General features: G+C 69.7%; 14 protein-coding genes. 13 read left to right on the top strand and 1 reads right to left on the bottom strand.

Annotated features, from left to right (window positions below; genetic code table 11):
- The 9 genes from QSG27_RS24240 to tatC all read left to right on the top strand — a co-directional run.
- On the top strand, positions 1-295 hold a 295-nt coding region (locus tag QSG27_RS24240), incomplete at its 5' end, for an SPOR domain-containing protein (protein WP_306710671.1).
- Between the two features lie 7 nt (positions 296-302).
- A complete protein-coding gene (nagZ, locus tag QSG27_RS24235; protein WP_306710669.1) occupies positions 303-1,349 on the top strand; it encodes a beta-N-acetylhexosaminidase in 1,047 nt (348 codons plus the stop codon).
- Between the two features lie 63 nt (positions 1,350-1,412).
- Complete coding sequence (locus QSG27_RS24230) at positions 1,413-2,105, top strand: site-2 protease family protein (RefSeq protein WP_407653268.1); 693 nt, start codon at positions 1,413-1,415, stop codon at positions 2,103-2,105.
- A gap of 4 nt (positions 2,106-2,109) precedes the next feature.
- A complete protein-coding gene (locus QSG27_RS24225) occupies positions 2,110-2,913 on the top strand; it encodes a segregation and condensation protein A (protein WP_306710665.1) in 804 nt (267 codons plus the stop codon).
- Positions 2,910-3,575, top strand: coding sequence for an SMC-Scp complex subunit ScpB (scpB, locus tag QSG27_RS24220; protein ID WP_407653267.1), 666 nt, complete (start codon positions 2,910-2,912; stop codon positions 3,573-3,575). The genes QSG27_RS24225 and scpB overlap by 4 nt, the downstream gene beginning before the upstream one ends.
- A gap of 109 nt (positions 3,576-3,684) precedes the next feature.
- A complete protein-coding gene (locus tag QSG27_RS24215; protein ID WP_306710663.1) occupies positions 3,685-4,995 on the top strand; it encodes an ABC transporter ATP-binding protein in 1,311 nt (436 codons plus the stop codon).
- A 100-nt stretch (positions 4,996-5,095) separates the two neighbouring features.
- Positions 5,096-5,374 (top strand): twin-arginine translocase TatA/TatE family subunit, encoded by a 279-nt coding sequence (locus QSG27_RS24210; RefSeq protein ID WP_237906029.1) that lies wholly within the window; start codon positions 5,096-5,098, stop codon positions 5,372-5,374.
- A gap of 48 nt (positions 5,375-5,422) precedes the next feature.
- Complete coding sequence (gene tatB, locus QSG27_RS24205) at positions 5,423-5,962, top strand: Sec-independent protein translocase protein TatB (RefSeq protein WP_306710661.1); 540 nt, start codon at positions 5,423-5,425, stop codon at positions 5,960-5,962.
- Positions 5,963-5,984: 22 nt separating this feature from the next.
- Entirely contained in the window at positions 5,985-6,785 is an 801-nt protein-coding gene (gene tatC, locus QSG27_RS24200) for a twin-arginine translocase subunit TatC (protein ID WP_306710659.1), read from the top strand.
- 13 nt (positions 6,786-6,798) lie between these two features.
- Here tatC and QSG27_RS24195 read toward each other — a convergent pair whose 3' ends face one another.
- Positions 6,799-7,983: a GGDEF domain-containing protein gene (locus tag QSG27_RS24195; RefSeq protein WP_306710657.1), complete on the bottom strand. Its 1,185-nt coding sequence runs from the start codon at positions 7,981-7,983 to the stop codon at positions 6,799-6,801.
- A 176-nt stretch (positions 7,984-8,159) separates the two neighbouring features.
- Here QSG27_RS24195 and serS point away from each other — a divergent pair, with 176 nt between their 5' ends.
- Genes serS through QSG27_RS24175 form a run of 4 tightly spaced genes read left to right on the top strand, consistent with a single transcriptional unit; the run spans position 8,160 to position 11,515 of the window.
- Positions 8,160-9,428, top strand: coding sequence for a serine--tRNA ligase (gene serS / locus QSG27_RS24190; RefSeq protein ID WP_306710655.1), 1,269 nt, complete (start codon positions 8,160-8,162; stop codon positions 9,426-9,428).
- A complete protein-coding gene (surE, locus tag QSG27_RS24185; protein WP_306710653.1) occupies positions 9,428-10,210 on the top strand; it encodes a 5'/3'-nucleotidase SurE in 783 nt (260 codons plus the stop codon). Before serS ends, surE begins: the two co-directional genes overlap by 1 nt.
- Positions 10,211-10,238: 28 nt before the next feature.
- Positions 10,239-10,892, top strand: coding sequence for a protein-L-isoaspartate(D-aspartate) O-methyltransferase (locus QSG27_RS24180; protein WP_306710652.1), 654 nt, complete (start codon positions 10,239-10,241; stop codon positions 10,890-10,892).
- A gap of 14 nt (positions 10,893-10,906) precedes the next feature.
- Positions 10,907-11,515: a LysM peptidoglycan-binding domain-containing protein gene (locus QSG27_RS24175; RefSeq protein WP_306710649.1), complete on the top strand. Its 609-nt coding sequence runs from the start codon at positions 10,907-10,909 to the stop codon at positions 11,513-11,515.
- Positions 11,516-11,701 lie beyond the last annotated feature (186 nt).

Raw genomic sequence — 11,701 nt, 5'->3', positions numbered from 1 at the left:
CGCCCCGGCCCCGCCGCCGGCTCCCGCGCCGGCCAAGGCCGCGGGCGGAGGAAGCTGGCGCGTCCAGCTCGCCGCCGTGCGCAGCGAGGCGGAGGCTTCGACGGAGTGGAAGCGCCTGACCAGCCGCTATGGAGCGGCCCTCGGCGGGCTGTCCATGCAGGTCGCCAAGGCCGACCTGGGCGAGAAGGGCATCTTCTACCGCATCCAGGGCGTCGGCCTGGACGAGGAGCGCGCCAAATCGGTCTGCGCTCAGCTCAAGGCCCAGAATGTGGGGTGTGTGGTTGTCCGTCCCTGACCCGGCTTTGCCGACCGCTCGCAGCGCGTCCGGAACCCACCGCGCGGTGGTCTTCGGCGCCGCCGGAATCGCCCTGACCACGGAGGAGCGCGCTTTCTTCCGCGACGCCGATCCGCTGGGCTTCATCCTGTTCCGGCGCAATTGCGACACCCCGGATCAGGTGCGGGCGCTCGTGGACTCCCTGCGCGACGCCGTGGGCCGGGCCGATGCCCCGGTGCTGATCGACCAGGAGGGCGGGCGGGTGGCCCGCATGCGCCCGCCGCACTGGCCCGCCTTTCCCCCGATGCGCGCGTTCGGGGACCTCGCCGCCCGCGACACCGCCGCCGGGCGGGAGGCCGCGCGGATCAACGCCCGGCTGCTGGCGCTGATGCTGGCGGACTGCGGCGTGACGGTGGACTGCGCCCCGGTCTGCGACGTGCCGGTGGAGGGCGCCCACGACATCATCGGCGACCGCGCCTTCTGCGGCGATCCGGCCCGCGTGGCCGATCTGGCGCGGGCGACCTGCGAGGGGCTGATGGCCGGCGGGGTGCTTCCCGTCGTCAAGCACATCCCCGGCCATGGCCGCGCCTTCGCCGACAGCCACGCCGAACTGCCGGTGGTGGACGCCCCGCGTGCGGCGCTGGAGGCCACCGACTTCGCGCCCTTCCGTGCCCTGGCCGACATGCCGCTGGGGATGGTCGCCCATGTGGTGCTGAAGGCCATCGATCCGGACGCGCCGGCCAGCACCTCGGCCACCGTGGTGCGCGACGTGGTGCGCGGCGCCCCCATCGGCTTCGACGGGCTGCTGTTCAGCGACGACCTGTCCATGGGCGCGCTGGCCGGCGGCATGCGCAGCCGGGCGGAGGCCGTTCTGGCGGCGGGGCTGGACATCGTGCTCCACTGCAACGGCGCGATGGAGGAGATGGTGGCGGTGGCCGAAGGCGTCCCGGCGATGAGCGGCGACGCCGTCCGCCGCTGGGCGAAAGCTGAGGCGATGCGCGGCCCCGCGCAGCCCGCGGACGCCGCGGACCTGCGGGCGCGTCTGGCGGAATTGCTGGGCACTCCCCAGATTTAAAGGCGGCCAAGATCAAGGCCGGGCTCAGGCTTCCCGGACGGGTCCGGGGGCGCAACGGGAGAGATGGGCGTGCTGGAAGGTCTGATCGACCGCATACCGATGATCTTTGCGGTCGCCATCCCCGCGATCCTCGCCATCACGCTGCACGAGGCGGCGCATGGATTCGTGGCGTGGTGGCGGGGCGACGACACGGCGTGGCGGTTGGGCCGGGTGACGCTGAACCCGATCCGCCACATCGACCCCCTCGGCACGGTGGTCCTGCCGGCACTGATGTACTTCACCACCGGCTTCGTGTTCGGCTGGGCCAAGCCGGTGCCGGTGAATTTCGGGCGCCTGCACCACCCCCGCCGCGACATGGTGTGGGTGGCACTGGCCGGGCCGGGGGTGAATTTCGTGCTGGCCCTGGTCTCGGCGGTCGTCTGGGGCTTCACCAGCCCGCAGGGTGGCGCGATGGAGATGTGGTTCCGCGCCGCGCTGGAAGTGTCGGTCCTGGTCAACGTCGTGCTGATGGTCTTCAACATGATCCCGCTGCCGCCGCTGGACGGCGGGCGCGTGGCGGTCGGCATCCTGCCCGACGCGCTGGCCTTTCCGCTGGCCCGGATGGAGAAGTACGGGATGCTGATCCTGATCGGCGCCTTCTTCCTGCTGCCCTTCATCGGGCGGGAGCTTGGCATGGACCTCAGCGTCTTCTCCTGGGTGCTCGGCCCGCCGGTGGATTACATGATCGAGCTGATCCGCATCCTCAGCGGCAACTGACGGCATGGCCCCCAAGGAACGCCAGGACCAGGACGGCGAGGCCGCGGCCATCGGCCCGGCGGAACAGCTCGTCCTCGTGCTCGACGGGTTCGAGGGGCCGCTCGACATGCTGCTGGCGCTGGGGCGCGAGCAGAAGGTGGACCTGACGAAGATCTCCATCCTCCAGCTTGCCGACCAGTATCTCGCCTTCGTCGCGGAGGCGCGGAAGGTGCGGCTGGAGCTGGCGGCGGACTATCTCGTCATGGCGGCGTGGCTGGCCTACCTGAAGTCGCGCCTGCTGATCCCGGAGGTGGAGGACGAGGAACCCTCGGGCGAGGACATGGCGGCGGCGCTGGCCTTCCAGCTTCAGCGGCTGGAGGCGATGAAGGAGGCGGCGGCCAAGCTGTTCGCCCGCCCGCGGCTGGGGGTGGACCGCTTCGTCCGCGGCGCGCCGGAAGACCTGGACATCCTGCGCAAATCGGTGTTCCAGGTCACGCTCTACGACCTGCTGAAAGCCTATGGGGAGCACAGGAAGCGGCAAGAGGGCGGCGTCCTGCACATCGAGCCGGTGCGCCTCTATTCGCTGGAGGACGCGGTGCGCCGCCTGTCGGAGCTGCTGGGCCGCATGCCGGACTGGGCCACCTTGTCCAGCTTCCTGCCGGAGGGCGTGCGGGGCGGTCTGCTGACCCGCTCGGCGCTGGCCGCCCATTTTGCGGCGACCCTGGAACTGGCCAAGGCGGGGCAGGTGGAGCTTCGCCAGGACGGCGCCTTCTCCCCCATCTACGTCCGCCGGGCGGCGCGCCGGCATGAGCGAGGCGACGACGAATGAGCGGTCCCGACGGCATGATCCGGGAGATCGACAACCCGGAGGGGATCCCGGAGGAAATTGGGGAGCGGCTGCGGAACCTGCGGCTGCTGGAGGCGCTGCTGTTCGCCTCCGCCGACCCGCTGGACGAAGAAACTTTGGGCAGGCGGCTGGGACGCGGCGCCGACCTGCGGGCGCTGCTGGAGGAACTGCGCGTCCACTACGCGGCGCGCGGGGTGAACCTGATCCGCACCGGGGCCGGCTGGTCCTTCCGCACGGCGGTGGACCTCGCTCCGCTGCTGCGGCAGGAGGAGGAGGTTTCCAAGAAGCTGTCCCGCGCCGCCATCGAGACGCTGGCGATCATCGCCTACCACCAGCCGGTGACCCGCGCGGAGATCGAGGCGATCCGCGGGGTGGCGACCAGCAAGGGCACCCTGGACATCCTGATGGAGAACGGCTGGATCAGGCCGGGCCGGCGCCGCGAGACTCCGGGCCGCCCGCTGACCTGGATTTCCACCGACCATTTCCTCGACCATTTCGGCCTGGAGACGCTGCGCGACCTGCCGGGGGTGGAGGATTTGCGCGCCGCCGGTCTGCTCGATTCGCGGCCCGTGCTCCTGGGCATCGGCGGCGCCGGTCTGGAGGATGCGGAACCATCGGAAAACGCTGACGAATCCGATACCTGAGCGGAACGCTCGAAAATAAGAACCATTTGCATCCACGGCGGTGCGCCGGTACTAAGGTTAATCGGCCAAGGTCAATCGAGCCCTGGGGCCGCTTCAGACTGGGACCGCCATGGATCGTCCGTCCGTCACCGACGCCCGTCACCCGTCCTCCGCCTCCGAAGACACCGTTGCCGCGCCGCGCCCGGCCCGCCTGCGCGACGCGCTGCGGGGCAAGGCGTCGGCGCTCTTCACCCGCGACCCGCGGGAGGGGGCGCCCTGCGAAGCGGCGCCCGTGACGCTTCCCGCCAACGGACGGGCGCATCTGGACGCCTTCGGGCCGCAGGGCGGGGCCGCCGCCATCGCGGTGGAGGCCCTGGCGCTGGAGGGCGTGACCCACCGCTACGGGCGCGTGACGGCGGTGGACGACGTCAGCGTGACCATCGGGGCGGGGGAGATCGTCTGCCTGTGCGGGCCGTCCGGCTGCGGCAAGTCCTCGCTCCTGCGCATCGCGGCGGGGCTGGAGGCGGTGCAGACCGGCTCGGTCCGGATCGGCGGAACGGTCGTGGCGGACGAGCGCGGCGCGGTGCCGCCGGAACGCCGCGGCGTCGGCCTCGTCTTCCAGGATTACGCGCTGTTCCCGCACCTGTCGGTGCTCGACAACGTGCGCTTCGGCCTGACCGCCCTGTCCGGCGAGGCGCAGCGCAAGCGCGCGCTGGAGACGCTGGGGCAGGTCGGCATGGCCGGCTACGCCGACTCCTTCCCCCATCATCTGTCCGGCGGGCAGCAGCAGCGCGTGGCGCTGGCCCGTGCGCTGGCCCCGAACCCGGCGGTGCTGTTGCTGGACGAACCGTTTTCGGGCCTCGACGCCCGGCTGCGCGAGCAGGTGCGCGACGAGACGCTGCATGTGCTGAAGCAGAACGGCGCGGCGACCATGCTGGTCACCCACGACCCGGAGGAGGCCATGTTCCTGGCCGACCGCATCGCGCTGATGCGCGCGGGGAAGGTCGTGCAGGTCGGCAACCCGGTGGACCTCTACACCCGCCCGGTCGACGCCTTCGCCGCGGAGTTCTTCGGCGAGGTCAACCGGCTGGCCGGCGTGGTGCGGGGCGGGGCGGTGGACACGCCGGTCGGCCCGATCCCCACGGAGATCGCCGACGGCACCGCGGTGGACGTGCTGATCCGTCCGGAAGCGCTGAAGCTGTCCGCCCAGCCCACGGCCACGGTGCCCGCCGGGGATCTGCCCGTGCTGGCGCGGGTGACGGCGGCGCGGCTGCTCGGACGCACCAGCCTGATCCATCTCGACCTGCCGGACGGGAAGGGCGGATCGGCGCATTTGCACTCCCGCATGCCGGGCCAGTTCCTGCCGCCCGAGCAAACGCATGTTTCGGTGTGCATGGACCTCTGCCAGGCCTTCGTTTTTCCAGCCGGTGCACCCACTTAAGTCGTTTGAGCGGTTTCGCCCGACCGATCGTTGCGGGAGGGGAACCTTTCTGCCATAGTGCCGCCCCGCCATAGGGCTGCCTGTTCAGGAAACGTGTGTCATGGGATTCTCCAGCGTCTGGCATTGGGTCATCGTCCTTCTGATCGTCCTGCTCCTGTTCGGCGCCGGCAAGCTGCCGAAGGTCATGGGCGACCTCGCCAAGGGCATCAAGAACTTCAAGGCCGGCCTGAAGGACGAGGAGGAGGGTGCGGCACCCGGCGCCGACTCCAAGGTCCTGCCGAATCAGCCGGTCCCGCCGGCCCAGCCGGTGTCCTCGGTCCATCCGGTTCCCCCCGCCGCCGACCCCGGCGTGAAGAAGGACGAGACGGCCCGCACCTGACCGTCCGGCGCCGCTCATCCCCGCGCCGCTTCGAAAGGCTGAGGAGCCATGTTCGACATCGCATGGTCGGAACTGATGGTCATCGCGGTCATCGCCCTCGTGGTGATCGGCCCGAAGGACCTGCCCAAGGCCATCTACACCCTGGGAAAATGGGTGAAGAAGGCGCGCGTGGTCGCGCGCGACTTCCAGGGCCACATCGACGACATGATGCGCGAGGCGGAGCTTGACGACCTCCGCAAGGAGGCCCTGAAGGTCCGCGACGCGAACCTCCAGCGGATGGTCGAGAACACGATCGATCCGAAGGGGGAGCTGAAGGGCGCCTTCGACGCCGTGGCCGACCTCGGGGCCAGCGGCCATCCCGGCAGCCCGCCGGAGGATGGCCCGGCCCCGGCCCCGGCCGCGGCGGTGGTTCCCGCCGTCGGTTCCCCGCAGGTGGCGGCGGCCCAGCCGCAGCCGGCGACCGAACCGCCGGTCACGGTCCCGCCGCCTCCGGCTCCGCCCGCGGAGTTCGTTCCGGCCCCGGCCCAGCCGGCGGTCCCGGCCTCCGCCGACTCCGCTGCGGCGGCAACCACGAACAAGCAGGCGTGACCTTGTGTCCGGCGAAACGCGCATGACCGGCGATACCGACGACGAACTCGAAGAAAGCAAGATGCCGCTGATCGACCATCTGGTCGAGCTGCGCAACCGTCTGATGTACGCGACGCTGGCGATCATCGTCGCCTTCTTCGTGTGCTACGCCTTCTCCGACCGGATCTACAATTTCCTGGTCCAGCCGCTGGCCGACATCCTGGCCGGGCAGGGACGCCGGATGATCTACACCGGCCTGACGGAAGCCTTCTTCACCTATGTGAAGGTGGCCTTCTGGGCCGGCTGCTTCCTGTCCTTCCCCATCGTCGCCAGCCAGATCTGGATGTTCGTGGCGCCCGGCCTCTACAAGCACGAGCGCAAGGCGTTCCTGCCCTTCCTGGTGGCCACCCCGGTCCTGTTCTTCCTGGGCGGGGCGATGGTCTACTATTTCATCTTCCCGATGGCCTGGCGGTTCTTCCTGGGGTTCGAATTCCACCCGGGCATGGACGCCGGCGCCCTTCCCATCGAGTTCGAGGCCCGCGTCAGCGAGTATCTCGGCCTCGTGATGCACCTGATCTTCGCCTTCGGTCTGGCCTTCCAGCTTCCGGTGCTGCTGACCCTGCTGGTCCGCGCCGGGCTGCTGACCACGGAGACGCTGGCCGCCAAGCGGCGCTACGCCATCGTGTTCGTGTTCATCGTCGCCGCGGTCCTGACCCCGCCGGACGTCATCAGCCAGGTCGGCCTCGCCATCCCGCTGCTGGCGCTCTACGAGATCTCCATCTGGATCGGCCGCGCCATCGAGAAGAAGCGCGAGCAGGAGGAGAAGGCGGCGGAGCAGGCGTGAGGCCGCTCCGCTCTCAGCCCGCCGCTCCGGCCGCTATCACCTGATTGCGGCCGTTGTGCTTTGCCCGGTACAGGGCCCGATCGGCGGCGGCGAGCGCAGCGTCCAAAGGCTCGCCGCCGTGGCAGGCGGCGATGCCGATGCTGACGGTGGCGGCGATCTCCTGGCCTTGGAAGTCCAGGGGACGTGCCGCCACGTCGCGCCGCAGCGCTTCCGCCAGGGCTGCCGCCCCGATCTGGTCGGTGTCGGGAAGCAGCAGGCAGAACTCTTCCCCGCCATAGCGCCCGAACAGGTCGGTGCGGCGCAGCCTTGCCGAGACGATCTCGGAAAAGCGGCGGAGAAGCGCGTCCCCGGCCAGATGGCCGAAGGTGTCGTTGACCCGCTTGAACCGGTCGAGATCGAGCAGCAGCAGGGTCAGCGGCGCCCCGCTGCGCTGCGCCCGCAGCAGTTCCCGTTCCGCATGGCTCATGAAGGCCCGCCGGTTCAAGGCGCCGGTCAGCGGGTCGATGGTGGCGATCCGGTCCAGATCCGCCTGAAGCCGCTCGCTGGTCATGGAGAGGAAGCCGAAGCCCCAGGCGGTGATGGCCAGAATGCTCTCCAGAAAGCTGGCGCTCTGCACCGGATCGGGGACCAGGATGCTGCTGACGGGCTCGCTCCAGGCGGTCAGGACGGCCCGCCCGGCGACGAACAGGGCGTGGAGCAGGAAGACCATGGCGGTCACCCGCTGCGCCCGCCGCAACCGGTCCGCCGGCTCCATCCGCCACAGTTCCAGCGCCGCGAGCAGCAACAGGCCGCAGAAACCGGTGGACGCGATCAGGATTCGCGCCGTCACGTCGTTTTCGATGACCACGAACCACATATTGCCCGCGGTCATCGCCGCGAGCACCGCCAGCCCGCTTCGCCAGGGAATGGGCCGCCCGGCGAAGCTGCGCACGCCGAACCAGTTCAGCACGTAGGTCGACGCCACCAGGGCGTTGGCCAGAGGCACGACCAGGGCGGCGGGCCAAACGCCGTAGAGCGCGATCAGCGCCAACCCGCAGGCCCCCACCAGGGCCCCCCCGGCCCAATAGGCCAGCGCGGTGATGTGACGGTGCACCCTCCAGGCCAGGAAGGACGCCGCGGACAGCAAAAGGCAGATGCCCACAAGGGCGATGACGAGGGTGCGGGTGTCGAGCATCATGTCCGGAATGGGTGGCGGCAAAAGGATCGACGTTTCCAGGATTGAAATTTTGCACCCATTTCCCGCATCGGTGCCACCGAAAAGCATGGCATGCGAATCAATCCAAGGTCGTGGCGGCCCGCGCGGCGGCACCACTGGACCTTCACCCGGCGGCGGACTATAACCAGCCTCCCACCCATTCCGTATCGCCGTGAGCCATGCACGACCTTCGCGCCATCCGTGAGAACCCCGAATCCTTCGACCGCGGCCTGGCCCGCCGGGGCCTGGAACCGATGTCGCCGACGGTGCTGGACCTCGATTCCCGCCGCCGCGCCGCGCAGACCCAGCTTCAGGAGATGCAGGCGCGCCGCAACGAGGCGGCGAAGGAGATCGGCCTCGCCAAGCGGGAGGGCCGCGACGCCCAGCCGCTGATGGACGAGATGGCGCAGCTCAAGGAACGGCTGCCCCAGGTCGAGGAGGAGGAGAAGGCGCTGGGCGCCGAGCTCGACCGGATGCTCGCCACCATCCCGAACCTGCCCGCCGACGACGTGCCGGAAGGCCCGGACGAGACCGCCAACGTCGAGATCCGCCGCTGGGGCGAGCCGAAGGCCATCGCGGACGCCAAGCAGCATTTCGAGCTGGGCGAAGCGCTGGGCCTGATGGATTTCGAGGCGGCGTCGCGCATGTCCGGCGCCCGCTTCACGGTCCTGAAGGGCGGCCTCGCCCGGCTGGAGCGCGCTCTTGCCGACTTCATGCTGGACATCCACACCGGCGAGCACGGCTATACGGAGGTCGCGCCGCCGCTGATGGTGCGCGACAACGCGCTGTTCGGCACCGGCCAGCTTCCGAAGTTCGAGGAGGACCTGTTCCGCACAGGCACCGACCATTACCTGATCCCGACCTCGGAAGTGCCGCTGACCAACCTCGTCAACGACCAGATCGTGGCGATGGAGGAGCTTCCCTACCGCTACACCGCGCTGACCCCCTGTTTCCGCGCCGAGGCCGGTTCGGCGGGGCGCGACACCCGCGGCATGATCCGCCAGCACCAGTTCTGGAAGGTGGAGATGGTCAGCATCACCGCCCCGGACCAGTCGGAGGCGGAGCACCAGCGCATGACCCAATGCGCGGAAACCATCCTCCAGCGGCTTGGCCTGCCGTACCGCGTGGTGACCCTGTGCACCGGCGACATGGGCTTCTCCGCGCGCAAGACCTACGACATCGAGGTTTGGCTGCCCGGCCAGAACATGTACCGCGAGATTTCGAGCTGCTCGAACTGCGGCGACTTCCAGGCCCGCCGCATGAAGGCCCGCTGCCGCCCCAAGGGCGAGAAGCAGACCCAGTTCGTCCACACCCTGAACGGCTCGGGCGTGGCGGTCGGGCGCTGCCTGATCGCGGTGCTGGAGAATTACCAGCAGCCCGACGGCTCCATCCTGGTTCCCGAGGCGCTCCGGCCCTACATGCGCGGGCTGGAGAGGATCACCGCCTGATGTTCGATCTCCCGCTCGACCTGTCGCAGGCGCGCATCCTCGTCACCAACGACGACGGCATCCACGCCCAGGGCCTGAAGGTGCTGGAGGCCATCGCCCGCTCCATCACCGACGACGTGTGGGTGGTGGCGCCGGAGATGGAGCAGTCGGCGGCCAGCCACTCGCTGACCATCAACCGCCCGCTGCGGCTGCGTCAGCTGGACGAGCGGCGCTACACGGTGGACGGCACGCCGACCGACTGCGTGCTGCTGGCCGTCAACCACATCATGAAGGACGCCCGCCCGACGCTGGTCCTGTCCGGCGTCAACCAGGGCTCCAACATCGGCGAGGACGTGACCTATTCCGGCACCATCGCGGCGGCCATGGAGGCGACCCTGCTGGGCGTTCCGGCCATCGCGCTCAGCCAGCATTACGAGAACCGCACCCAGATCGACTGGTCGGCGGCGGAGCGCTGGGGGGCGGAGGTGATCCGCAAGGCGGTGTCCGTCGCCTGGCCGAAATACGTCCTGCTGAACGTCAACTTCCCGGCCCGCCCGGCGGCGGAGGTCACCGGCATCCAGGTGGTCCGCCACGGCAAGCGAAAGATCGGCGACGAGCTGGTGGAGCGTGTCGATCCGCGCGGCAAGCCCTATATCTGGATCGGGACCCTGCGCGGGGAGGCCGACGTGGCGCCCGACACGGACATCCACGTGGTCTTCTCCGGCGGCATTTCGGTGACGCCGGTCTATCTGGATCTGACGCACACGCCGACGCTCCAGACCCTGCGGCACGCGTTCGAATGAGGTTTTCCCCGGTGTGAATGGGTAGGGTGTGACGGTAGACGCGCGCAAGATCCGGCTTTTGATGGCGTTGCGCCGCAACGGCGTGACCGACACCCGGGTTCTGGCCGCGATCGAGCGGGTCCCGCGCGAGCTGTTCGTTCCCGACCCCTTCCAGGATCAGGCATGGGAGGACACGGCCCTGCCCATCGAGCTGGGCCAGACCATCAGCCAGCCGCTGGTCGTTGCGCTGATGACCCAGGCGCTGGAGTTGGAGGAGCGGCAGGCGGTTCTGGAGGTCGGCACCGGCTCCGGCTATCAGGCGGCGGTTTTGTCGCGGCTGTGCCGGCGGGTTTATACCGTAGAACGGTTGCTCCCGCTGCTGGCCGAGGCGGAGAAGAGGTTCCGGGCGCTGCGCCTGGACAACATCACGACCCGCCACGGCGACGGGACGAAGGGCTGGCCCGAACGGGCGCCGTTCGAGCGCATACTGGTCACGGCCGCCGGAGGCCCCGAGGCGCCAAAGGACTTGACGGATCAGCTCGCGGTTGGTGGTGTCATGGTCATCCCGCTGGGGGACGGCTACCGCGGCCAGCGGGTCGTCCGCATCCGGCGGACTGAAACCGGTCTTACACGGGAGGACTTGTGGCCCGTCCGCTTCGTACCGTTGCTGTCCGACCCTCCGTCTCCCCCCGGAACGGAATAGCCGGCCCGTTCGGCGTGACATCCAACGTAATTGGGCGCGCCCTCCTCGCGGCGCTGGCGGTGCTGCCGCTGCTCGCCGCCTGCCAGCAGCGCACCGGCGAACTGGCGCCGGTCACCTCGGTTTCGAGCACCCCGGATTCCATCGGCGGCGCGGTCATCGTGCAGCGCGGGGATTCCGCCTATTCCCTGTCGCGGCGTTACAACGTGCCTCTGCGCGACCTGCTGGAGGTCAACCACCTGTCGCCGCCCTACCGGCTGGAGGTCGGGCAGCGGCTGGTCCTGCCGGTGTCGCGCCAGTACATCGTGCAGCGGGGCGACACGCTCTACGGAATCTCCCGCATGTTCAACGCGGACGTCAGCGAGCTGACCCGCCTGAACGGCCTGTCCGCCCCCTACGCCGTGCAGGCCGGCCAGCCGCTGCGCCTGCCGGGCGGCCCAGGCGGCGGTGAGGCGCCAGGCGGGACTGCGGTGGCTCAGGCGCCGTCCTCCGCCGCGGGGGCAAGCCCCGGCGGGGTGGTGGCGACGGCGCCGGTCAAGCAGGTGTCGCGCGGCTCCACTTTCGAGTATCAATCTGATGAGCGGGCAGGAGTCGCGCGGCTCCGTTGGCGAGTATCAGGCAGATGAGTGGGCAGGTATCGCGCGGACTAGCTGGCGATTATCAGTCAGATGAGCGGGCAGGTGTCGCGAGGCTCAGCTGGCGAGTATCAGGCAGATGAGCGGGCAGGTGTCGCGCGGCTCAGCTGGCGAGTATCAGGCAGATGAGCGGGCAGGTGTCGCGCGGCTCAGCTGGCGAGTATCAGGCAGATGAGC

Origin of the sequence: Azospirillum isscasi, assembly GCF_030849505.1 — a bacterium.
Classification (GTDB): Bacteria; Pseudomonadota; Alphaproteobacteria; order Azospirillales; family Azospirillaceae; genus Azospirillum; species Azospirillum isscasi.
This window is presented reverse-complemented; position numbering and strand designations above follow the sequence as displayed.